At 56.7% G+C, this 23,719-nt stretch carries 20 protein-coding genes; 16 read left to right on the plus strand and 4 right to left on the minus strand.

Annotation, left to right across the window (positions count from 1 at the left end; translation table 11 throughout):
• Window positions 1–104 precede the first annotated feature (104 nt).
• The 6 genes from alsB to alsK all read left to right on the plus strand — a co-directional run bounded on the left by alsB (window position 105) and on the right by alsK (window position 5,869).
• Window positions 105–1,091 carry a D-allose transporter substrate-binding protein gene (alsB, locus tag G3578_RS16160; protein WP_165214006.1) on the plus strand — a complete coding sequence of 329 codons (987 nt, stop codon included), beginning with the start codon at window positions 105–107 and terminating at the stop codon, window positions 1,089–1,091.
• A gap of 72 nt (window positions 1,092–1,163) precedes the next feature.
• A complete protein-coding gene (alsA, locus tag G3578_RS16165; RefSeq protein ID WP_165214007.1) occupies window positions 1,164–2,678 on the plus strand; it encodes a D-allose ABC transporter ATP-binding protein AlsA in 1,515 nt (504 codons plus the stop codon).
• A gap of 16 nt (window positions 2,679–2,694) precedes the next feature.
• The gene (alsC, locus tag G3578_RS16170) at window positions 2,695–3,639 is read left to right on the plus strand and encodes a D-allose ABC transporter permease (RefSeq protein WP_165214008.1); all 945 of its coding nucleotides are present in this window, start codon (window positions 2,695–2,697) and stop codon (window positions 3,637–3,639) included.
• Window positions 3,640–3,653: 14 nt separating this feature from the next.
• On the plus strand, window positions 3,654–4,334 hold the full coding sequence (gene alsE / locus G3578_RS16175) for a D-allulose 6-phosphate 3-epimerase (protein ID WP_165214009.1): 681 nt from the start codon (window positions 3,654–3,656) through the stop codon (window positions 4,332–4,334).
• A gap of 1 nt (window position 4,335) precedes the next feature.
• A complete protein-coding gene (locus tag G3578_RS16180; protein WP_165214010.1) occupies window positions 4,336–4,893 on the plus strand; it encodes a glucose-6-phosphate isomerase family protein in 558 nt (185 codons plus the stop codon).
• Between the two features lie 49 nt (window positions 4,894–4,942).
• Window positions 4,943–5,869, plus strand: a complete 927-nt coding sequence (gene alsK / locus G3578_RS16185; protein ID WP_165214011.1) for an allose kinase — start codon at window positions 4,943–4,945, stop codon at window positions 5,867–5,869.
• 36 nt (window positions 5,870–5,905) lie between these two features.
• On the opposite strand, the gene G3578_RS16190 is transcribed toward alsK, so the two are convergent.
• Window positions 5,906–7,663 (minus strand): S8 family serine peptidase, encoded by a 1,758-nt coding sequence (locus tag G3578_RS16190; RefSeq protein ID WP_165214012.1) that lies wholly within the window; start codon window positions 7,661–7,663, stop codon window positions 5,906–5,908.
• A 361-nt stretch (window positions 7,664–8,024) separates the two neighbouring features.
• On the opposite strand from G3578_RS16190, the gene G3578_RS16195 reads away from it, so the two are divergent.
• The 8 genes from G3578_RS16195 to G3578_RS16230 all read left to right on the plus strand — a co-directional run bounded on the left by G3578_RS16195 (window position 8,025) and on the right by G3578_RS16230 (window position 16,513).
• Window positions 8,025–8,924, plus strand: a complete 900-nt coding sequence (locus G3578_RS16195) for a DMT family transporter (protein ID WP_165214013.1) — start codon at window positions 8,025–8,027, stop codon at window positions 8,922–8,924.
• A 231-nt stretch (window positions 8,925–9,155) separates the two neighbouring features.
• Window positions 9,156–10,160, plus strand: a complete 1,005-nt coding sequence (locus G3578_RS16200) for a LacI family DNA-binding transcriptional regulator (protein ID WP_165214014.1) — start codon at window positions 9,156–9,158, stop codon at window positions 10,158–10,160.
• Window positions 10,157–11,074, plus strand: a complete 918-nt coding sequence (rbsK, locus tag G3578_RS16205) for a ribokinase (protein WP_165214015.1) — start codon at window positions 10,157–10,159, stop codon at window positions 11,072–11,074. Before G3578_RS16200 ends, rbsK begins: the two co-directional genes overlap by 4 nt.
• Window positions 11,075–11,084: 10 nt before the next feature.
• Entirely contained in the window at window positions 11,085–11,480 is a 396-nt protein-coding gene (gene rbsD, locus G3578_RS16210; RefSeq protein ID WP_165214016.1) for a D-ribose pyranase, read from the plus strand.
• A 27-nt stretch (window positions 11,481–11,507) separates the two neighbouring features.
• A complete protein-coding gene (locus G3578_RS16215; RefSeq protein ID WP_165214017.1) occupies window positions 11,508–13,016 on the plus strand; it encodes a sugar ABC transporter ATP-binding protein in 1,509 nt (502 codons plus the stop codon).
• Window positions 13,006–13,932: an ABC transporter permease subunit gene (locus G3578_RS16220; RefSeq protein ID WP_277603157.1), complete on the plus strand. Its 927-nt coding sequence runs from the start codon at window positions 13,006–13,008 to the stop codon at window positions 13,930–13,932. Before G3578_RS16215 ends, G3578_RS16220 begins: the two co-directional genes overlap by 11 nt.
• Before the next feature lie 27 nt (window positions 13,933–13,959).
• Entirely contained in the window at window positions 13,960–14,910 is a 951-nt protein-coding gene (gene rbsB / locus G3578_RS16225) for a ribose ABC transporter substrate-binding protein RbsB (RefSeq protein WP_165214019.1), read from the plus strand.
• 217 nt (window positions 14,911–15,127) lie between these two features.
• Window positions 15,128–16,513, plus strand: coding sequence for an MATE family efflux transporter (locus G3578_RS16230; RefSeq protein WP_165214020.1), 1,386 nt, complete (start codon window positions 15,128–15,130; stop codon window positions 16,511–16,513).
• A gap of 22 nt (window positions 16,514–16,535) precedes the next feature.
• Here G3578_RS16230 and G3578_RS16235 read toward each other — a convergent pair whose 3' ends face one another.
• The 3 genes from G3578_RS16235 to G3578_RS16245 form a co-directional block, all read right to left on the minus strand.
• Complete coding sequence (locus tag G3578_RS16235; protein ID WP_206529767.1) at window positions 16,536–18,032, minus strand: acetyl-CoA hydrolase/transferase family protein; 1,497 nt, start codon at window positions 18,030–18,032, stop codon at window positions 16,536–16,538.
• Between the two features lie 169 nt (window positions 18,033–18,201).
• Window positions 18,202–18,846, minus strand: coding sequence for a LytTR family transcriptional regulator DNA-binding domain-containing protein (locus G3578_RS16240; protein WP_165214022.1), 645 nt, complete (start codon window positions 18,844–18,846; stop codon window positions 18,202–18,204).
• Between the two features lie 158 nt (window positions 18,847–19,004).
• Window positions 19,005–19,901 carry an AraC family transcriptional regulator gene (locus G3578_RS16245; RefSeq protein ID WP_165214023.1) on the minus strand — a complete coding sequence of 299 codons (897 nt, stop codon included), beginning with the start codon at window positions 19,899–19,901 and terminating at the stop codon, window positions 19,005–19,007.
• Between the two features lie 120 nt (window positions 19,902–20,021).
• On the opposite strand from G3578_RS16245, the gene G3578_RS20960 reads away from it, so the two are divergent.
• Both G3578_RS20960 and G3578_RS16255 read left to right on the plus strand, forming a co-directional pair.
• Window positions 20,022–21,524 carry an L-fucose/L-arabinose isomerase family protein gene (locus G3578_RS20960; RefSeq protein ID WP_165214024.1) on the plus strand — a complete coding sequence of 501 codons (1,503 nt, stop codon included), beginning with the start codon at window positions 20,022–20,024 and terminating at the stop codon, window positions 21,522–21,524.
• A gap of 125 nt (window positions 21,525–21,649) precedes the next feature.
• The gene (locus tag G3578_RS16255; RefSeq protein WP_165214025.1) at window positions 21,650–23,719 is read left to right on the plus strand and encodes a bifunctional aldolase/short-chain dehydrogenase; all 2,070 of its coding nucleotides are present in this window, start codon (window positions 21,650–21,652) and stop codon (window positions 23,717–23,719) included.

Consider the following 23,719-nt stretch of genomic DNA (forward strand, 5'->3'; position numbering starts at 1 on the left):
TAATCGTTTTCTCAAAACACATATCAATAGAAAAATGTAAACGCATACTCGTCTGTTTCTGCAGATGAGTAATCGTTTACCCAATTAAAAGGAGGAGTTCGTATATGAAGAAAAATGTTTGGTTATCTGCTTTGCTGGTTGGCGCCTTATCGCTTGCGGCGTTTGGATGCAGCCAGGGGACGAATCAACCCGGCCAGCAGGATCAGGCAGCAGCCCAAGCGGGTGGGCAAAAACCCAAATACGCCATGATCTTGAAAACGTTATCTAATCCTTTCTGGGTCTCCATGAAGGAAGGGATTGAAAAAGAGGCGGCCAAGCTGGGGATTCAGGTTGATATTCTGGCTGTTTCTTCGGAGGATGATACACAAGGCCAGCTGAAATTGTTTGAAGATTTGTTAAATAAAGATTACGCGGGCATCGGGGTTGCGCCGTTATCGCCGGTAAACGTGATTCCCCAAATCGTGGCGGCCAATCAAAAAGGGATTCCCGTTGTCAACATCGATGAAAAATTAGACATGCAGGAACTGAAAAACGCCGGTGGAAATGTATACGCTTTCGTCACCACGGATAACGTCAAGGTGGGAGCGAAAGGGGCCCAGTATATCGTGGACACCTTGGGCGCAGAAGGCGGACAAGTCGCCATCATCGAGGGGAAAGCCGGCAACGCGTCGGGTGAAGCCCGCAAACAGGGAGCGGAAGAAGTATTCAAATCCGCCAAAGGAATTGAATTGGTGGCGAGCCAGCCGGCCGATTGGGACCGCATCAAGGCGCTCGATGTCACCACGAACCTGATTCAGCGGTATCCGGAACTGAAAGCGATCTATGCGGCGAACGACACCATGGCACTGGGTGCGCTGGAAGCCGTGAAAAACGCGAACAAAAAAATCCTGGTCGTAGGGACGGACGGCACGCCGGAAGCGGTTGAATCCGTCAAGAAAGGCGAATTGGCCGCCACGGTCGCTCAGGATCCGGCCCAGATCGGCGCGACAAGCTTGGATAAGCTGAAAGAGGCGGTTGACAAAAAGGTACCGTTCTCGATAGATGCAGAGCCGGAAACCATTGCCGTCGATTCCCAACTGATCACGAAGTGACCCCAGTCGGAGACAGGTTTTCTCATCCCTGCCTCTGTCAGGGATGAGAAAACCCCATAAGGAGGGTGGATGATGAAACCTTTGGTGGAGATGAGAAATATCACCAAGAAGTTTTCCGGTGTCACTGCCCTGGAAAATATCAATTTTGATATTTTGAGCGGGGAAGTCCACATTCTGCTTGGCGAAAATGGAGCAGGAAAATCGACCTTGATGAAAATCCTGAGCGGAATCTACGAACCTACCGAAGGGAGCATCATTCTGTCCGGCAGGGAATACAGCAAATTGACCCCGGCGGATTCCGCTGAAAACAAAATCAGCATCATCTATCAGGAATTAAGCTTGATCGACGAGTTGTCCATTGCCGAAAACCTGTTTGTAGGCAAGCTGCCGACCAAAAAAGTGATGGGCATTCCCGTCGTGGATTTTGCGCACATTCATGAAAAAACGGCCGAATTGCTGAAAAGGGTCGGTTTGAATCGCAGTCCGTCCACCCTGGTCGGAGAGCTTCCGATTTCCGAAAAACAGCAGGTGGAAATCGCCAAAGCGCTGGCCTCCGACGCCAAAGTAATCATTATGGATGAACCGACCTCGTCCTTGACGACGGAGGAAGTAAACAAGCTGTTTGCGATTATCCGGCAGTTGAAAAAAGAAGGCGTCGGCATCGTGTACATCTCCCACAAGATGAAGGAACTTGCTGAAATTGGCGATCGCGTCACCGTTCTGAAGGATGGAAAACATGTCGGCACCAAACCGTTAAAGGATGTGACCACCGATCAGTTGGTTTCCATGATGGTCGGCAGGGAATTGAACGCCAAGAACCTCAATCCCCATCGGGCCGAAACCAACGAGGTGATCTTTGAGGTTCAACACCTGACAAGAAAAGACCGGGCCGTGCAGGATGTCAGTTTCAAGCTTTACCGGGGAGAGATCCTGGGTTTTGCCGGGTTGATCGGCTCGGGACGGACGGAACTGATGAACGCGATATTCGGAGCAGCAGAATTGGAGAGCGGCGACATGACCCTGTTTGGCGAGAAGGTCATCATCAAAAGTCCGCACGACGCGGTGAAAAAGGGGTTGGCTTTCATTACGGAAAACCGCAGGGAAACGGGGTTTTTCCACAATTTCGAGATATGGAAAAACATCTCCATCTCCTCACTGGTTCGCAAGTCAAAATGGGGAGGCATCTGGGGGTTCGTCAATAAGCAAGCTGAACAGCAGCAGGCGGAAGAACAAAAGAAGGTCTTGCGGATCAAATGTTCTTCCATTCTTCAAAATATTACGGAGTTATCGGGCGGCAACCAGCAGAAGGTGATTATCGGCAAATGGCTGGCGGCTCAAGCAAGACTGATGATCTTCGACGAACCGACTCGCGGCATCGACGTAGGAGCCAAAAGCGAGATTTATGCCATCATGCGGAAGCTTGCCAATGAAGGGAAAGGCATCCTCATGGTTTCCTCGGAGCTGCCTGAATTGCTGGCGGTATGCGATCGCATCATTGTTTTTAAAGATGGCAGGCTGCGGGCGACATTCACGAATGAAGAAGCAACGGAAGAAAAAATCATGTTGGCTGCAACCTCTGACATGTAAGGAAGGAGAACCACCCATGGTAAATCGGTTTCGCGAAAGTTGGCAGAAGTTTGGGATATTCGGGATATTCATCTTGATCGTTGCGGCTCTGGGGATTCTCTCCCCTGAATACTTTCTGACCACCAATAACTTGACCCAGGTGGTTCTGCAGAGTGCGATTACCATTTTGATTGCATGCGGCGAGTTTTTTACCATTTTAATTGCGGGCATCGACCTTTCCGTCGGCTCCGTCATTGCATTGACCGGTGTGATCACCGGCAAGCTGCTTGTATCCGGAACGCCTGTTGTCCTTGCCATTTTGATCGGCGGCATTCTGGTGGGCGGCTTGTTGGGGGCTGTTAACGGGATTTTGGTAAATAAAACCGGGCTGCACCCGTTTATCATCACCTTGGGGACCATGTCCATCTATCGCGGGATCACGCTGATCATTTCGGATGCCAAGCCGATCTTCGGCTTTCCGCAGTCCTTCAAGGAAGGGGTGGCGGGCTGGATTTTCCATATTCCCATTCCGGTGATCATTGCCCTGACAGTAGCGCTCATCCTCCACTTCATCACGACCAAGACGATTCTGGGCAGGAACATCTACGCACTGGGGGGAAACGCTCAATCCGCCTGGTTCTCCGGCATTGATATCAAGAAGCACCAACTGATTGTCTTTATCATCTCGGGCATCTGCGCCGGGATTGCCGGAGTGGTGATGACAGCCCGTTTGGGGGCGGCTGAACCCCTGGCCGGCGTTGGGTTCGAGACGTTTGCGATTGCTTCGGCGATCATTGGCGGCACCAGCTTCTTTGGCGGCAAGGGAACCATTATCGGCGTGGTGATGGGCGGATTGATCATCGGGGTCATCAACAATGGGCTGAATATCCTGAATGTATCCACCTATTATCAGCAAATCGTCATGGGTTCGCTGATTATCGCCGCCGTCACGCTGGATAAGTTGTTTAGTGCCAAAAAATAAGGGAGTGAAGAGAAATGGCGTACAAATTTTCCCCGTCTTTGATGTGCATGAATCTGGTGCAGTTCAGGGAGCAGATTCTGGCATTGAACGAGAGGGCGGATTTCTACCACATTGACATTATGGATGGCCATTATGTCCGAAATATTACGCTTTCTCCTTTTTTTATCAGTCAAGTGAAATCGATTACCCAACTTCCCATCGATGCCCACCTGATGGTGGAATCGCCTGCCGATTTTATCGATATGACTGCGGAAGCGGGAGCCGATTATATCACTCCCCATGCGGAAACGATCAATCGGGACGCGTTTCGGATCATCAACAGGATCAAAGCCCGTGGCTGCAAGGCTGGCGTGGCGTTAAACCCCGCCACACCGCTCGAGTATATCAGGGAATACATTCATCTGCTTGATAAAATCACAATCATGACCGTAGATCCGGGATATGCCGGCCAAGCGTTTATTCCCGAGATGCTGAAGAAAATCAGACAGGCCAAGGAGTGGAAAGAAACGTACGGCTATCCCTATCTGATTGAAGTGGACGGTTCCTGCAACAAAGCCACCTTCAAACAGCTGGCAGCAGCGGGCACGGAAGTATTCATCGTCGGTTCGTCCGGGCTGTTCAATCTGCATCCGGACGTTACCGTCGCCTGGGATCGAATGATGGAAAATTTCCAGCATGAAGTAGGGGTGAAATGAAATGGAGAAGGTCTTGCAGCCATTTTTCACGATCTTTGATGAAAATCGGAATGCTTTTACCCGCTACAGCAGTTATGAAGAACGGAAATTATCCGACATGAAGGGATATTTCGCCAACGAGGCACGCCGTCAACAAATGGAGGAACAGGGAAACCCCATCGTGTATCGCGTCTACAAGCAGGACGTCCCCCTGAAAGAAGGGGAACTGCTCCACTGCATCACCATGATTGAACCCGGCCATGTGGATGGCGAATTCTTTATGACAAAGGGCCATTACCATCTCAATGAAGACTGCGCGGAGATCTACTACGGCCAAAAAGGGAAGGGTTTGCTGCTCATGCAAAAAGGCGACCGTACGGAAACCATCGAGATGAATCCGGGTACCGTGGCCTACATACCGGCAGGCTGGGGGCACCGGACCGTGAACGTTTCGCAGCATGAACCCTTCGTCTTTTTTTCGGTTTGGCCGGCCCAGTCGGGATACAACTACCAGCGCGCGTTGGATGAACCTTTCCAAAAGAAAGCGGTTGTGGACGGGGACTCTTACAAGCTGGTCTAAGCAGCGAACACCTCGCTTTTGGAACCTAGAACGACGGTGGAGGATCGTTATGAGTGGACAAAGCTTTGTCTTAGCGATAGATATCGGCGGAACCAACTTTCGTTTAGGCATGATGACGCAGGATAGACAGCTGCATCATTTCACCATCAAACCGACTACAACCCTTTACGGGGAAGGCACCTCCATGGAAAACCTGAAACATGCCATTGCAACCTATCTCCAAGAGCACGCCGGCAACATGAAGCTGGCGGCCATTTCGATCGGCTTTCCTTCCATTGTCAGCAAAGACAAGCGGATCGTTTATTCGTCTCCCAACTTGATCGGCTTTGACGACATCAATGTCGCGGAGCCGTTGGAGCAGTGCTATGGCGTTCCCGTCTACATCGAAAACGACGTCAACTTTTTGCTGCAGTATGAGATTACCCAGCACAATCTGATCAACAAAGGGACAACATTGGGGTTTTACATCGGGACGGGTTTCGGAAACTCGATTTATCTGCATGACCGATTCCTTGACGGAAAAAATGGCGTCGCGGGCGAACTGGGGCATATTCCCGTGCTGTTCCGGCAGGATAAATGCGGCTGCGGCAATGAGGGATGCATCGAAATATACGCATCCGGCAAACGGTTGACGCAAATCCGGGAGCAATTTTTCCCGTCGACCGACATCAAGGATCTGTTTACCAAGCATGCGACCCATCCGGAAATCACCAGGTTTGTCGAAACCCTGTCCATTCCGATTGCGACGGAAATCAACATTTTCGACCCGGATCAAGTGATCATCGGCGGCGGGGTGATTCAGATGAACGACTTTCCGAAGCAATTGCTGGAGGAATACATCTTGAAGTACACCCGCAAGCCTTACCCTGCGGAAGGGTTAACCATCACGTATGCCCGGCAGGATCAGACAACGGGGCTGCTGGGAGCCGGGTATTACGCGTTTCAGAAGCTGGAGAGCGCGAATAAAAATGCTTGAGGCGGGAACACCCGCCTCTTGCTTTCTTCTCCGCAATCAGGAGCGAACTGCATGGAACAGGGAACGGGAGGTCTGTTCCGCCAGCCTCCAGTCGTCTTCCCACAGGGAGATAACCGGTGCGGTCACCTGGGAATCGTCGGTCAGCAGGGCATGTTCCCGCGCGACGTAAAAGTCCTCGTATGTCCACGCTCCGCTCCCCAACAGGACCCGCGTGCGGTCGAAAATGGCGATGGCGGTGTGGAGCAGGCCGCTTTGCCCGCTGCCGCTGTTGAATGCCTGCACGGCAACGCCTTTCGCTTCCAGATAACGGATCGTTTCCAGGTTTTCCGCAGCGGAAGCGTCAAGCAGGAGCCGCACCTTGATCCCGCGCTGGGCCGCGTTTGCCACCGCCGTTACCGTGTTGAGATCGGTGAGAACGGGAACCTCCAGGTCGATCGATTGCTGCGCTGCGGCCAGTTCCTGCCAGAGCAGCTCGGCGATGTCCGGACTGTACGCGACGGCCGTGCGGGTCGGGCTCGGCGGCGCAGGCGGCTGCGCGCTCTCTTTCCCGAGCGCTTTGACGGCTCCCGGCAGGTCCACATAGCCCTTTCCCGCGCTGTTGGGAGCGTGGAAGAGGTCTTTTGCCCCCGCCAGAATCGCCGCTTTCACTTCATCGGGGGTAGCGGCAGGCTTCGCCTGGAACAGCAGCGCTGCCGCTCCGGCGCAGATGGGGGTGGCCATCGATGTGCCGGACAGGGAAAAATACTGGTCGTCCACCCGTCTCTGCGGGTAGGCGAGATCGAGCGTGGAGCCCGGGGCCCGCAGCGAGATGATGTTGACGCCGGGCGCGACGATGTCCGGCTTGACCAGCCCGTCGATCGTCGGGCCGCGGCTCGAGAAGGAAGCAACGGCATCGTCCTCGTTTCCCGCAGTATTCCGGTCATCCGTAGCGCCTACGCTGATCAGTACGGGATCGATGGCCGGCGAACCGATCGTGCCGGTTCCCGGCCCTTCATTGCCGGCGGCGACGAATACGGCGAGGCCCGCCTGCCATGCCTTTTCCAGCGCCTGGCAGAGAGGGTCGTTGCGGTATGATTCGCTGGCCGGGCCGCCGAGCGAGAGGGAGAGAATGCGAATGCCCAGCTTCTCTTTTTGCTGCAGGCACCACTGTATCCCGTCGATAATATCGGAAACGGCTCCCTGCCCGTTCGCATCGAGCACCTTGACGCCGACGAGCGAGGCTTCCCAGGCCGGTCCCCGGTATTTCCCGCCGCTCGACGTCCCGGCTCCGGCCGCGCAGCCGGCCACATGCGTGCCGTGGCCGTTGTCATCGTAAGGATCGGATTTGCCTTGAATCACATCGTAAAAGCCGATGATCCGGTTGTGCGGGGTAACCAGATCGGGGTGGGGATAAATCCCCGTGTCAATGATTGCGATCGTCACACCTTTGCCCGTCAGCCCGTTCTCCCACTCCTGCGTGGTGCCGATCGTAGGGGCGGCCGCATCAAGCAGGGTATGCATCGTCCGATCAAGGTGAAGGCGGTGGACATGATGATGGCTGGCGACCTGACCCAGAACCCCCAGGGGCAGGCGCACGACGACCGCATCGATGATGGGCAGCTCTTTGATGATGGTCGCGCCGCAATCGGCAAGAAACTGGTTGACGGCTCCAGAGACGGCAGCATCCAGGTCGGGCTTGCGCTGCAGCAATACGGTAACCTCCTGCTCATGGCCTGTTGCTTGGGACAGGTGCTTCTTCAGGGGATAATCGCACTTGTGCAGGTGTTCGCGCAATGCATGATCCATTTGATACATCAGAACAACCTCCTTCACCAAGCGTATGGTTGATGGACAATCCGTGCCAATAATATACCATTTTTTGCCAATTCTGTCACTATGAACGATGACCTAATTTGTGTCGATTGCCCGATGGCTTGTGTGCTGCAGGAGGCAGCAAAGGAAGGAAAACATAGGAAAATGGATGCACATCTCGTCCTTTTCTGTGAAGGCTGGCATAAGCGCCAATCGGACATGGCTCCCCCTCCCTCAACAATATGATGGTCGAGTATAGTACATGTCTTCTTATGATGGTTTGTCTTATGGACTTTTGATTGGCGCTCAGGTACGATTACGCTTGGAAAAGGCACAAATCTATCGAGCGAAAGAAGGCAATACCATGATTCGGTCCTATCTGCTGCTGCTGTTTTGCGTGACGGCGTGGGGGAGCAATTTTGTGTTCGGCAGCATTCTGGTGAAGCAATTTCCTCCCCTGTTTCTGGCGGATGCGCGGCTCATCTGTACGTCGCTATTCTTGCTGGGATACGCGTGGTATACGCATACCTTTGTCAAAATCAAGCGAAGAGAATGGGGATTGCTGTTTTTGCTCGGGCTGATCGGGACGCTTGCCAATCAGACCGCGTATTTTTACGGTCTGCTGACAACCGACGCCACGACCGCCTCGCTGATTCTTTCCCTGGCGCCAATCGTGACCGCTGCGCTGGCAGCATTTTTCCTGAAAGAGAAGTTCACCCCGAAAATGATGATCGGCTCGCTGCTCGCCTTGACCGGTACTTTTTTCGTTGTCGGCAACGGGGCCGGCTTGTCATTCTCCAAAGGCGTGTTTCTCATCGCGATCGCCATGGTAAGCTTTTCGCTATCCATGATCATCATCCGCAAGCTGACCGAGAGCCTGCACCCTTTTATTGCGACCGTTTATTCGACCGTGGCGGGCACCCTGTTTTTAACCCCCGCCGCGCTGCTGTCGGTGGATTCTTCCGCCCGCATCAGCCACGAAGCCTGGGCCTGGCTGCTGCTGATTGCAACCGCCATTCTGATGCAGGGCGTCTGCGGGATCGTGTGGAATCAGCAGCTGAAGATTGTAGGGACGGGGAAAGCCGCGATCTTTCTCAATCTACAGCCGTTTGTCGCCATGCTGATGGGCTTTCTGCTGCTCGGCTCGAAGGTAACGGAGGTACAAATCGGGGGGTCCGTACTGATTGTGGCCGGGGTCATCGTGGCAACCGTCCGCTCGCAGAAAAGCGTGCAGCATCGGTCCACCATCAGCCAGGCTGAATAAACATGGGATAAAGAGAAGAACATGCGCGTGGTTGCCCAAGACGGTCCGACAGCAGCCGTCCTGCGGCAGCCATGTTTTGTATGGTGGCAAACCCCTTGACAGCCGTTTTTGACGAGGATTATATTGAAAGGGACAAATGAAACCGGTTACATATGAATGATGATAAGAATCATTTGTTTTTTTGCGAAGATATGTAACCGGTTACATATCAAAGGTGACGGTGAAGAAATCATGGCAACGATCCGCGATGTGGCCAAGCTGGCGGGCGTCTCCGTGGCAACGGTCTCCCGGGTTCTCAACAAAAACGGCTACGTGAACAATAAAACGGAGGAAAAAGTGTTGAAGGCGATCGCACAGCTCAACTACGAGCCGAATGCGGTGGCGCGGGGATTGGCTGGTAAGCAGACGGGCACCATCGCGCTCATTCTGCCCGATATCGCCAACCCGTTTTTTCCGGAAATGGCCCGGGGCGTGGAGGACGTTGCACAAGCGTACGGTTACACGGTCATCCTGTGCAACTCCGACGACCAGGGACACAAGGAAAAGTCGTACATCGAGATGCTGAAGAAAAAGTACATCGACGGAATCATTTTCGCCTCCAACACGCTGGGACAGGCTGACGTGGAGCAGATGCGGCGCAACAATATCCCGCTGGTCGTACTGGACCGCGCGCCCACCCGTCAGCTGTGCAGCGTCATCCGGTCGCAAAACTACGAAGGGGCCAGGTTGGCGGTGCGCCACCTGCTGGAGATGGGGTGCCGGAAAATTGCCCACATCTACGGTCCGCAAGAGCTGATCACGGCGAAAAAGCGGCTGCTTGGTTACGAGGAATCGGTGAAGCACTTCCCCTGGTATACGCCGAGCTTGATGGTGCCGGGCCACTTCCGTGTGGATGGCGGCCTTCGGGCGGTCAAGGAACTGTTTGAAAAGCACCCAGACATTGACGGCATCTTTTGTGGGAACGACCTGATGGCGATCGGCGCGCTGAAAGGGTTGTACCAGTTGGGCGTACGCGTGCCAGAAGACGTGGCGCTGATCGGGTTTGACGGCATCGGCCTCACCGAAATCACCCAGCCGGAGCTGTCCACGGTCGCGCAGCCTATTTACGAAATGGGTTCGCTGGCGGCTAAGGTATTGATTGAAACCATCGAGACCGGCGTGACGGAACCACGGCTGTACGAGCTGGAAGTGGCCCTCGTTGCACGAGATTCCACAAAAAGGAGAACAGAGGCATGAACAAGATCCCCAACGTTGTCGTGATTGGCAGTTTGAACATGGATATTGTTGTGGAAGCGGACCGTCCGCCGCAGATGGGGGAGACGGTAGCGGGCAACCGGGTGCACTTCATCCCCGGGGGAAAAGGAGCCAACCAGGCGGTCGCCGCGGCCCGACTGGGGGCGCGAACGACGATGATCGGAGCGGTCGGCTGCGACCCGTTCGGCAAAGAACTGTTGGAAGCGCTCCGGAGGGAAGGCATTGAGACCGACACGGTGAAGACTGTCGCCGGCGCGCACACCGGTGTGGCTTCGATTCTGCTGGTCGAAGGGGATAACCAGATTATTGTCGTTGACGGAGCAAACGGACACTGCACGCGGGAAGACATTGACCTGCATCGGAAGAAGATTGCCCAGGCGGACGCGGTGCTCCTGCAGCTGGAGATTCCGCTGGAAACCGTCCAGTACGCGGCCGAGACGGCCAAACGGCAGGGAAAAACGGTCGTGCTTAATCCGGCGCCGGCCCGTCCGCTGCCTGACGAACTCCTGCGGCACGTGGACGTGATGATCCCGAACGAATCGGAACTGTATCTGCTGGCAGAAGCGGACGAAGGGTCCGATCTGGAAACAGCGATGCGCCGCCTGCAGGACAAAGGTGTGCGGACGGTCGTCGCCACGCTGGGCGCCCGGGGAGCCGCCTATCTCACGGCAGACGGTGCGTTCGGCACCGTGCCCAGCCACAAGGTGGAGGTGGTGGATACGACCGGCGCGGGCGACGCCTTCAATGCCGGTTTTGCCTGCGCCCTGGCCAGTGGAGAGCCGGTTGCCGAAGCGGTGGGATTCGCTTCCAAAGTGGCGGCGCTGGCCGTCACCAGGCTGGGTGCGCAGGCGGGCATGCCGACCCTCGCACAAGTAGGGGAATTCAACGTGGAATAAGGGGGACATTATGAAAAAACGGGGTATTCTAAACAGCGAGATTTCGGCGGTCATCAGCCGGCTCGGCCATACGGATCAGATTGTCATTTGCGACGCCGGCCTGCCGATTCCGGCACTCGTGCCGCGGATCGACCTGGCCGTGGTTCCCGGCCTGCCTTCGTTGATGGACGTGCTGGAAGCGGTGCTTTTGGAGATGCAGGTGGAGCGGGCCATTCTTGCGGAGGAATGGAAGCAGGCCAATCCGCAGCTGTTGAACCGCGTGGAAGCGGCGCTTGCGGGTGTGGAACGGCAGAGCGTCAGCCATGAGACGTTCAAGCAGATGACCCGGGAAGCCAAGGCGATTATCCGGACGGGCGAATGCACGCCATACGCCAACGTGATTCTGCAGGCGGGCGTGATCTTCTAAAGTCGGGGGAAGGGAGGGAGAGAGCGCATGACCGGCTTCTTGCTGGAAATGAACGAAATCAGCAAATCGTTTCCCGGCGTAAAAGTGCTGGACAACGTCCGGTTGGACCTGAAGCGGGGCGAAGTGCTGGCGCTGATGGGGGAAAACGGGGCGGGCAAATCGACCCTGATGAAAATTCTGGGCGGCATTTACGAGCGCGACGGCGGCACGATTACCGTCAAGGGAGAGATGGTGGAGAGAATGACCCCCGACATCGCCGCCAAAAGGGGGATCGCCATCATCCACCAGGAGTTGAACCTGATCCCCCACCTGTCCGTCATGGAAAACATTTTTCTCGGACGCGAGTTTACCTACGGCAAAAGCGGCTTGGTCAACTGGCCGCGGATGCGGGCCGAAGCGAAACGCTGCCTGGAGCAGCTGGCCATCCGGCTGGACCCGGACACGCCGGTGGGCGCATTGTCGGTGGGGCAGCAGCAGATGATCGAGATCGCCAAGGCGTTGTCGATGCAGGCAGACATCCTGGTGCTGGACGAGCCAACGGCGGCGCTGACCAAACGGGAGATTGACGCCCTGTTCAAGGTGATCGCCTCCCTCAAGCAAAAAGGGGTTGGTATGATCTACATCTCCCACCGCATGGAGGAGATCTTCCAAATCAGCGACCGGATCACGGTACTGCGCGACGGTCAGTATGTGGGAACGGTGGAAACGGCCCGAACCAACCTGGACGAACTGGTGAAAATGATGGTCGGTCGGGAGATCACCGAGCGCTTCCCGAAAGTGGAAGTCACCCCCGGAGATGTACGGCTGCGTGTGGAAAACCTCTCCGTCAAGGGCAAGCTGTCCGGCATCTCCTTTGCCGTGCGCAGCGGGGAGATCGTCGGCGTGGCCGGCCTGATGGGAGCCGGCCGAACCGAGATGGCAAAGGCGCTGTTCGGCGCGGAACGGATCAGCGGCGGACAAATCTTTGTCGACGGAAAGCCCGTGCGCATCAGCCAGCCGATCGACGCCATCCGGGCGGGCATTGCGCTGGTCACGGAAAACCGCAAAGAAGAGGGCCTGGTTCTGCCGCTTTCCGTGAGAGAAAACATCTCCCTGCCCAATCTGACAAAAGTGTCTGCATTGGGCGTAATGAAGCCGCAGACCGAGCGGGAGCTGAGCGACGACGCCATCAAGCGGCTGCTGATCAAGACGGCGGGCGGGGAACAGGCGGCCGTCTCGCTCTCCGGCGGGAACCAGCAAAAAGTAGTGATTGGCAAATGGCTGGCCACCAGGCCGAAAATTTTGATCCTGGACGAACCGACCCGCGGGGTGGACATCGGCGCGAAAAAAGAGATTTACGACATCATGAACCGGCTCGCCCAGGAAGGCGTGGCCATTCTGATGATCTCCTCCGAGCTGCCGGAAGTGCTGGGCATGAGCGACCGGGTGCTGGTCATGCACGAAGGGCGCATCACAGGCGAGTTTATGCGGGAGGAAGCAACACAGGAATTGATCATGCATGCGGCGACGGGAGGGACGAACAGCCATGCGGTTTAACGTTTTGCAACGGATGGGCCCGCTCCTCGGGCTTGCCTTGATCGTCATCGTACTGTCCATTATCAGCAGCGACTTTTTAACCGTCAGCAACATATTCAACGTGCTGCGGCAGGTCTCCATCAATGCCCTGATCGCGTTCGGGATGACTTTTGTCATCCTGACGGGCGGCATCGACCTGTCCGTCGGCTCCATTCTCGCGCTGTCCAGCGCCTTGACGGCGGGCATGATGGCAGGCGGGACGGACACGACGCTGGCCGTACTGATCGGCCTCCTGGCCGGTGTGGCGATGGGGGCGGTCAACGGTGTCATCATTGCAAAAGGAAAGGTAGCGCCGTTTATCGGCACCCTGGCTACCATGACGGTATTCCGCGGCTTCACGCTGGTTTACACGGAAGGGAAGCCGATCACCGGGCTCAATCCCGACTTTGCGATGCTGGGCAAGGGCTTTTTCTTCGAGATTCCGATGCCGGTGATCCTGATGCTCATCTCGTTTGCCGCTCTGTACTTTATCCTGCGCCACACTACGTTCGGGCGGCGCGTCTACGCGCTCGGCAGCAACGAGGAAGCGACCAAGCTGTCCGGCATCAACACCGCCAGAGTAAAAGTGCTGGTCTACTCGATCAGCGGCCTGTTTGCCGCGCTGAGCGGCATCATCCTCACCTCCCGCCTGAACTCGGCGCAGCCGACGGCGGGGACGGCGTACGAGCTGGATGCGATTGCGGCTGTCGTGCTGGGCGGAACCAGCCTGGCGGGCGGACGCGGCTGGATCGTCGGCACCCTGATCGGGGCGATGATCATCGGTGTGTTAGACAACGGTCTCAATCTGCTGAATGTCTCCTCTTTCTACCAGTCGGTGGTAAAAGGGGCGGTCATTCTCGTGGCAGTATTGCTGGACCGGTCTAAATCCCATAAATAATCTGACATTGAAGGAGGAAGGTAGCTTATGAAGAAGTTTCTCAAAATGGCATTGGCTTCGTCCCTGATGCTGGCGGTGCTGGCGGGCTGTTCCACGTCGTCCAGCCTGGAAAACAAGGCGCCGGAGCAATCGGCGGGCGGCGGCACCAATGCGGGAACCGGCAAGGTAACGATCGGCCTGGCCATCTCCACGCTGAACAACCCGTTCTTCGTCTCCCTCAAGGAAGGGGCGGAAAAGGCAGCAAAAGAGGCAGGCGCCGACCTGATCGTCGTCGACGCGCAGGATGACACAGCCAAGCAAATCAGCAGCGTGGAAGACCTGATTCAGAAAAAGGTTAACGTGATCCTGATCAACCCGACCGACAGCGCAGCTATTGCCACCGCGGTGGAAGCGGCCAACAAGGCAAACATTCCGGTCATCACCGTCGACCGCTCGGCGGAAGGGGGCCAGGTGGTCTCCCACATCGCTTCCGACAACGTGAAAGGCGGCAAGATGGCGGGCGAGTTCATCCTGGAAAAACTGGGCGGCAAGGGCAACATCGTCGAACTGCAGGGCATCGCCGGCACTTCCGCAGCCCGCGACCGCGGCAAAGGCTTCCATGAAGCCGTGGACAACAAGGAAGGCTTGAAAGTGATTGCTTCCCAGCCGGCTGACTTTGACCGCGCCAAAGGGCTGAGCGTCATGGAAAACATCCTGCAGAGCAACAAAGACATCCAGGCGGTATTCGCCCACAACGATGAAATGGCGCTGGGGGCGCTGCAGGCAATTGAAGCGGCGGGCAAAAACATCCTCGTAGTCGGCTTCGATGCCACCGACGACGCCGTCAAAGCGGTAAACGAGGGCAAAATGGCGGCAACCGTGGCGCAAAAACCGGCAGCCATCGGGGAAACGGCGGTACAAACGGCAATGAAAGTGGTGAAAGGGGAGAAAGTGGACAGCTTCATCCCGGTTGACCTGGAACTGGTGACGAAAAAATAAAAAGGCGTAAGCGGCCTCCTGCCCGTAGGGGAAGGAGGTTTGCCCCTAATCGCGGCCGTCCTCCTTTGCGGGTGACGGCCGTCATGATTGTAATCAACTGGAAGTATATAATAAAATGGTTGAAGCCGTTGCTTCCATCACGATTGATAAGGGCCGGGATAGAACGCGTCCGTATGGCGGCAGCGAACATCAGGACCAGTGAAAGCGAGGAAACCGAATGGCCCAGACGAATGACAGGGGAACGGTTTTGCTGACCGAAGGCCCCATCGGAAAAACGCTTTTTTTCTTTGCTCTGCCCGTGCTGCTGGGCAACGTCCTGCAATCGCTCAACGGCTCGATCAATTCCATCTGGGTCGGTCGGTTTTTGGGGGAACAAGCCCTGGCGGCCACATCCAACGCCAATATCATCATGTTTTTCCTGCTCAGCTGGATTTTCGGGGTCGGCATGGCCGCCACGATCCTGATCGGCCAAAGCATCGGAGCAGACAATCTCCAACAGGCAAAGCGGGTGGTGGGGACCAGCGCGGTGTTCTTCGCTGTCCTGTCCATCGCGATTGCGGCGGCCGGCTATCTCCTGACCCCGCATATACTGCGGTGGTTGAACACGCCGCCCAACGTCATTCCGCTTGCGCTGTCGTATACCCAGATCATTTTTGTCGCGATTCCGTTTCTGTTCGGGTACAACTTCATCATGATGATCCTGCGGGGATCGGGGGATTCGAAAACGCCGTTTTACTTCCTGCTTCTGTCCGTCGCCCTTGATATCGCGCTAAATCCGCTGCTGATTTTCGGGATCGGGCCGCTTCCGGAGCTGGGCATCACCGGTTCGGCGCTGGCTACATTTTTCGCCCAGTCGATCAGCCTGCTCGCCTTGTTCTTTTATCTCTACCGGAAGAAGTATCTGCTGCGCATTACATGGCAGGAGCGGCACCTGCTCCGCTTTGACCGGCAGATCATCGGGGCTCTGATCAAAAAAGGCATACCGATGGGATTGCACATGATCGTCGTGACGTCCAGCGCCATCGCGTTGGTTCATCTCGTAAACCGTTTTGGCGCGGATGCCACGGCGGCCTTCGGGGCGGCCACGCAGCTGTCCAACTACGTGCAAATGCCCGCCATGGCCATCGGGGCCGCCGTCTCTTCGATGACGGCCCAGAACGTCGGGGCCGGCAAGTGGGACAGGGTTCACCGGACGACGATCGCCGGGATTGTGATCAATTTCATCATGTCCGGCACCCTGGCCACCCTGATGTATCTGTTTGACCGGCAGGCCCTGGGACTGTTTCTGCCGGACGAGGGTACCGCCATCTCCATCGGGCTGCATATCAACGCGGTAACCCTATGGTCGTTTGTGCTGTTCGGCATCAACTTTGTGGTGGCGGGGGTGATCCGGTCGACGGGCGCCGTGATGATTCCCCTGCTCGTCACCTTCATCGCCCTGTGGGGCGTGCGGATTCCCCTTGCTTACTGGCTGGCGGACGCCTACAGCTTCAACGCCATCTGGTGGAGCTTCCCGATCAGCTTCTCCATTGCGGTGGTGCTGTCCGTCGTCTATTACCTGTTTGGCAGCTGGAAAAAAGCGAAAATGCTGGCGAGCCAGTAGCTTGCCAGCATTTTTGTTTGCATCAGAGCGGAGCCAGCATGGTTCCCTCTTTAGCCAGCATGGTTCCTTCTTTTTTGTAGCGGATATGAAAGGAGAAAGCCTTTTCGAGATCGTGCGGCGTCTGGCCGCCATGTTTGCACGCATCATCGTAGTAGGCAAGCAACTGCTCCCGGTACATCGGGTGGGCACAGCGCTCGATGATGAGCGGCGCTCTTTCCTTGGGCGCCAGGCCGCGCAGATCGGCATAGCCATGCTCCGTCACCAGGACGTCCACGTCGTGTTCGGTGTGGTCCACATGGGAAACAAAGGGAACGATGCTGGAAATCTTGCCGCCCTTGGCAATGGATTTGGTCACGAAGATCGCGAGGCGGGCGTTGCGGGCGAAATCTCCGGAGCCGCCGATCCCGTTCATCATATGGGTTCCAGCCACATGGGTGGAGTTCACGTTGCCGTAAATATCCGCTTCCAGCGCGGTGTTGATCGAAATGAGGCCCATGCGGCGGATCAGTTCAGGGTGGTTGGAGATTTCCTGCGGCCGCAGGACCAGCCGATCCCGGTAGCGATCAAGCTGCGAAAAGACCTCCTCCATCTTCGGGGCGGAGAGGGTGATGGAACAGCCGGATGCGAAGCGGACCACCCCCGCATCCATCAGGTCGAAAACGGCGTCCTGCAGCACTTCCGAATATACCTCCAGGTCACGGAACCCCGATGCCAGCAGCCCGTGCAGCACCGCGTTCGCCACGGAGCCGATGCCCGACTGGAGCGGCGCCAGGTTGCGGGGAAGCCGTCCCCGTTCGATCTCCCGGCGCAGGAAATCGATCAAATGACCGGCCATGACGGCCGTTTCCTCATCCGGAGGGACGATTGTCGACGGAGAGTCCATGGCCTGGGTGACCACAATCCCCTTGATCTTGGCGGGATCGACGGGAATGCCGATCGATCCGATCCGCTCGTCCACCTTGCACAGGGGGATCGGCTTGCGGCTTCCCTGAGGGCCGACGTCGTAAATGTCATGTACGCCCTCCAAGGCCAGCGGCTGGGCAAGGTTCAGCTCCACGATCACCGCTTTGGCCTTTTGCACAAAGATGGAAGAGTTGCCCACCGAAGTGGTCGGGATGATGAGGCCGTCCTCCGTGATTGAAACCGCTTCCACAATTGCAAAATCAATCTCCTCCAATATATCGGCGCGGATCAGTTCTGCGGTGTGTGACAAATGCTGGTCGACAAACAGCAGGTCGCCCTGGTTGATTTTCTGACGCATGGTGCTATCTGCCTGAAAGGGCAGCCGTTTTTTGACGATGCCCGCTTCCGCCATGACCTTGTCGATGTCAGAGCCCAACGAAGCGCCTGTGTAAACGTTTACCTGAAAAGGTTTGCCGTGCGCCCGCGCCGCCAGCGCCATGGGTACCGCCTTGGCATCCCCCGCACGGGTAAAACCGCTCAGTCCGAGAGTCATCCCATCTTCAATCCATGAGGCCGCCTCTTCGGCAGAGACGATCCGATCCAGCAAGCCGGCCATCCGTATGCGGGTTGACAGATGTTTCTCCACAATGATCCCCTCTTAGCTGTTTTTCAACATTCTTTTTTTTCAACATTTTATCAACCTTTGGAGGAGGACTCATTCGTTTTGGCATGAAAGGCACCAAAACGGGAGCAGGCCAGCGATTTTGCGACGGGAAGCAGCAAATTCAGAACCGGAGCTTCCGGCGAAAAGAGCTGGCGTAGGTTTGGCTGACCGGGATCTTGCTCTGATCGTGCATCAACAGCAAAAAGGTGGAATGGGAGTCGGGATGTATCTCCCGGATATAATGAAGATTCACCAGATAGGATCGATGGACACGCAGGAACTGATCGTCCGGCAGCAGGAACTCCAGCTCGCTTAGGTTCGCCTTGTGAAACCCTTCCACCCGCTCTGCTTTTATGCGGGTTTTGCGGTTTTGGGCCTCTGCGTACATGATGGTTTCAAAGGAAACGGGTACCCAGCGGTCCGATGTTTTGACCGTCAAAAAAGGAAGCGGGGACGGCTTGGCCGGCAGGATGGCCGTCACGCAGCCGGCTGGCTGGCCCTGCTCGAAAAAGGGAACGGACATGCCGAAATAGGGGATGCCGAACACCCGGGCGTCAATGTAGGCGGAGATTTTCTGCCTCGACGTCAGGGCCTTGTATGTGGCTGTCCCCTCCTTGATTTTGTCCCCGGGCCGGATCTGCAAATCGATGGTACGGCTTGGCTTGTAGTAGATGTATCGATCGGCGTCCGAGACCGCGATGGACGTGTGCTCCGGGAACAGTTCGCCGATGATGTCCAGCATGGAGGGCAGGGTAGTGAGATTCACGTTTGCCACCTCGTTTTTGCATGATGGAAGGACAGTTCCTCCATTTATTATACAGGAGGCGCTCGGATCTAGGGTTTGCCATTTCCTGATTTCCTTGCCGGGGTGCCTGTGCCGATGCAATCCGGCCCATTCGCATGAGAGCGGATGCAGGATCGCTTTTACCGGTCCGCCTCCTGCCTGGGACGCTGCCATTTTTTGCGGAAAGCAAGCGGCGTCATCTCGACGCGGTCCTTGAACAGATTGATGAAGTGGCTGACGTTGTCGATGCCGACTCGGGAAGCAATGGCGGAAACGGTGAGATCGGAGTAAATCAACAGCTCCTTGGCATACGTGATGCGGCGGTTGATCAGGTACTCGTTGGGAGTAAAGCCAGTGTATTTCTTGAATTCCCGGACCAGATGGAACTTGCTGACGGCATGCCGTTTGGCCAGCTGATCGAGCGAGATTTTTTCGTGAAAGCGCTTGTCCAGATCGCGCAGGATCTGTTCCAGATAGGAAGGCAGAAACAGCCCGGCCGAATGGCTTGGCGCATTGGCCGCGAGCAACAGTTCGGTCAGCAGATGCACCAGAAGAAAAGAGGAGAGCGGTTCGGTGCGCACGTCTTTTTGCCGGTGGATATCGATCAGCTGCCGGATGATGGACGCGACCGTGTCGCACCCCTTCTCGAAGGTTACCACGGGAGAGCCGTTTTTCATGAATTGCTCATAATAGCCGCGGCTTCCGCTGCCGTTGAAATGGACCCAGACCATCTCCCACAGCTCGTGTTCGTCGGTTTTGTAGAACTGGTATTCCATGCAGTCAATGAAAAATACCTGGTTGGCTCCGAGCGTATACCATTTTCCCTTGTAATGCAGGTATCCCTTGCCCGCCAGCGTGCACACCACAAGGTACGAGTTCAGATTTTCCCGCTCGGTGAAATACGGCGGCCGCGTGCGGAACCAGCCCACTTCCTGGACGTAATAGAACGTGGATTTCGCCGTGACGCTCGGGGTGGCGATAATCCGCACGGAGTCTTCCGTCCATGCGTGGGCCGCTCTTTCCGAATACGGTTTCATGATCGGACACCTCCCCGCAAGATTCTGTGATGATTGAACAAGATATTGGGATGTTTCCTTTATTGTAAGCGAATACAATACGGTCATAAAGTTATGATTATTTCGCGGAGGTGGATCATCATGGCTAGATTGACGCCCATCAAACCCGCAAAGCGGGCGCGTGTGGGGTTGTATACCATCGGTCTGCAGGCCTACTGGAACCAGTTTCCCGGGCTGCGGGAGCGGTTGATCGAATACGGCCGCTATCTGGAACAGCGCATGTCGCAATACGGAGAGGTGTTTAACTACGGCTTGGTCGATGCGGAAGGGGAAGGCAGAAAAGCGGGAGAGTGGTTCAATGCCCGGAACGTGGACCTGGTCTTCTGCCACTCCGGCACCTACTGCACCAGTTCCGCCGTGCTGCCGGTGCACCAGATCTGCAAGGTTCCCGTCGTCGTGCTGAACCTGCAGCCAGCGGCGAGAATCGATTATGACAGGACCACGACAGGAGAGTGGCTGTCCCATTGCGGCGCCTGCCCCGTGCCCGAGATCGCCAATGCCTTCCAGCGGGCAAATATCCCCTTCCGTGTGGTCAACGGGCTGCTCGGTCTCGACTATACGCCCGCCATCTCCCTGACCAATGAGCATACCAGGGAGCGGAAGGAAGCGATCCGGGCATGGCTCAGCATCGAGGAATGGATACGCGCCGCTTCCGTATCCAGGACGCTTCGCCACAGCCGCTTCGGCTTTCTCGGCAACACCTACAGCGGGATGCTGGACATGTACAGCGACTTTACCATGATCCAGGCCCAAACCGGCCTGCATGTGGAAGTGCTGGAGATGTGCGATTTGGCCCGGCTGTTCAGGGAGGTAACGGACGCGGAGGTGAAGGAGAAGCTGGCGGAAGTCCATGAGATGTTTGAGATCAGCGGAGATTCGCCATCGGACCCGATCGCCAAGAAGCCGACAGCGGAACAGATGGAATGGTCCTGCCGGGTGGCTGCGGCGCAGGAGAAGCTGGTCAGGGAATACGATCTCGACGCCCTGACGTACTATTACCACGGCGCCCCCGACAGCGAGTATGAAAAACTGCAGGGCGGCTTTATTGTCGGCCACTCCCTGCTGACCGCGCGCGGCATCCCCTGCTCGGGCGAAGGGGATCTGAAGACCGCCGTCGCCATGAAGATCTGCGACATTCTCGGCATCGGCGGCAGCTTCTCGGAAATCGTCGTTGTCGATTACGACGCGGAAACCATCCTGCTTGGCCATGACGGCCCCTTCCACATCGCCATCTCGGCGGGAAAGCCGATCCTGCGCGGCATGGGACTGTACCACGGCAAGCAGGGCACGGGTGTTTCCGTAGAGGCGAAGGTAAAAACAGGGCCGGTCACGACCCTGAATGTCACGCAAACCGGGGATGGCAGGCTCAAAATGATTATCAGCGAAGGGGAATCGACGGACGGGCCGATCATGAAAATCGGCAACACCCAGACGCCGGTCAAGTTTCGCAAGCATCCGGATGAATATATGGAGCAGTGGTTCCGGGAAGCCCCGACTCACCACTGCGCTATGGCGGTCGGGCATCATGCGGGCTTGCTGGAGAAGGTGGCGGAACTGCTCGGCTGCCAATCCGTTACGCTCTGAATCGAGGATATTGCAGAAAAAATCAAACATAAACAAAAAAAATATATTCACAAAACAAAAACAAATATATATAATCAAAAACAAACAAAAGAAACTGAATAGACGCAACATTCAGGAGGTATACAATGGTGCACAGTTTGTGGGATCGGTCGACAGCGGCGCGCCTCCAGGGAGGACTGGACGAACTGGTCTACCGATCCAATCTGCTCGGCACGGATCGGCGGGTCTGCAACTGGGGCGGCGGTAACACGTCGATGAAGACGGTGGAAACAGATTTCCGCGGCCGCGAAGTGGAAGTCATGTGGGTGAAGGGGAGCGGCTCCGATCTTGCGACGATGAAAGCGGGCAATTTTACCTGCCTGCGGCTGGATGACATCCGTCCGCTCTATGAACGGGATGCGATGACAGATGAGGAAATGGTTGCCTATCTCTCCCACTGCATGATGGACAGCAAGCAGCCCCGGGCATCGATCGAGACGCTGCTGCACGCCTTTCTTCCTTTCCCGCATGTGGACCATACCCATCCGGATGCCATCATCAGCATCTGCTGTGCCGATAACGGCAAAGAGGTGGCGGCAGAAATTTTCGGCGACCGCTTCGTATGGGTGCCTTATGTGCGCCCGGGCTTTACGCTTTCCAAGATGATTGCGGAGGGCGTCCGGCAGAATCCGGCAGCCGAGCTGGTGCTGATGGAAAAGCACGGATTGGTCACCTGGGGAGAGACGTCCGAGGCGTGCTACCAGAAAACCATCGCCATCATTCGGGAGGCGGAAGCGTATATCGAGGCGCGGGTGAAGGAGGATACCCTGTTTGGCGGGCCCAAATACGAACCGCTGCCGAAGGAGGAGCGGCATCGCTTGCTGGCTGAGGTGATGCCTGTCATTCGCGGGGCGGTCAGCGATCAGGCCCGCATGATCCTCTCCTATGACGATGAGGCGGATATCCTGCAGTTTGTCAACAGCGCGGAAGCGGGAGTCCTGTCCCAGATCGGCGCCGCCTGCCCGGATCACTTGGTTCACACCAAAATGAAACCGCTGTACATCGAGTGGGACCCCGCCAGCCGTGACGCCCAGGCTTTGGCTAGGGCGCTGCGGGAAGGCATCGCCCGCTACAAGGAAGCGTACACCCAATATTTCGAGCGCAACCGCAGCGAAGGGGACCGGATGTTTGAAGCCGGTCCGCGGGTCATCCTCATTCCCGGCATCGGGATGGTCAACACGGGCAAAAGCCTGTCCAATGCCAAGGTGAGCGGCTCCCTTTACCGCAGGGCTATCGCCGTCATGCGCGGTGCCACCACGCTGGGGAACTTCGTGTCCCTCAGCGAAGCGGAATCCTACCAGGTGGAGTATTGGCCGCTGGAGCTGTACAAGCTGACGCTTGCGCCGCCCGAAGCGGAATTCTCCCGCAAAGTTGCTTTCGTCACCGGCGGGGCGGGCGGCATCGGCAGCGAAACGTGCCGGCGTCTGGCTGCCGAGGGGGCGCATGTCGTCGTGGCGGACCTCAATCGGGAGGGGGCCGAGCAGGTGGCGAAAGAGATCAATGAAAGCGTTGGCGAAGGGCGGGCCATCGCCGTCAACATGGACGTGACCCGGGAAAGCGAGGTGCAGGCGGCGTTTGAAACGGCCGCACTCGCATACGGCGGCGTTGACATCGTGGTGAACAATGCAGGGCTGGCCACTTCCAGCCCGTTTGACGAGACGACCCTGGACGAGTGGAATTTGAACATGAATGTGCTTGCGACCGGGTACTTCCTGGTCGCCCGGGAAGCATTCAAACAGATGAAAAGACAGGGAATCGGGGGCAGCATGGTCTTTGTCGGCTCGAAAAATTCCGTCTACGCCGGCAAAAACGCTTCCGCCTACAGCGCCGCAAAAGCGTTGGAAGTCCACTTGGCCCGCTGCATCGCAACCGAAGGCGGCCAATACGGGATCCGGGTCAACTCGGTGCTGCCCGATGCCGTCCTGCAGGGATCGGCCATCTGGAATTCCAGCTGGCGCAGGGAACGGGCCGCCGCCTACGGGATCGAACCGGAACAGCTGGAAGAGTACTACCGCAACCGCACCACCCTGCTTGTCAATGTATACCCGCGGGATATCGCCGAAAGCATCGCCTTCTTCGCATCGTCCCGCTCGGAGAAAACGACCGGCTGCATGCTGACGGTGGACGGCGGGGTAGCAGCCGCCTTCAGCCGATAA

The organism is Brevibacillus sp. SYP-B805 (assembly GCF_011059135.1).
In the GTDB taxonomy this organism is placed as follows: Bacteria; Bacillota; Bacilli; order Brevibacillales; family Brevibacillaceae; genus Brevibacillus_F.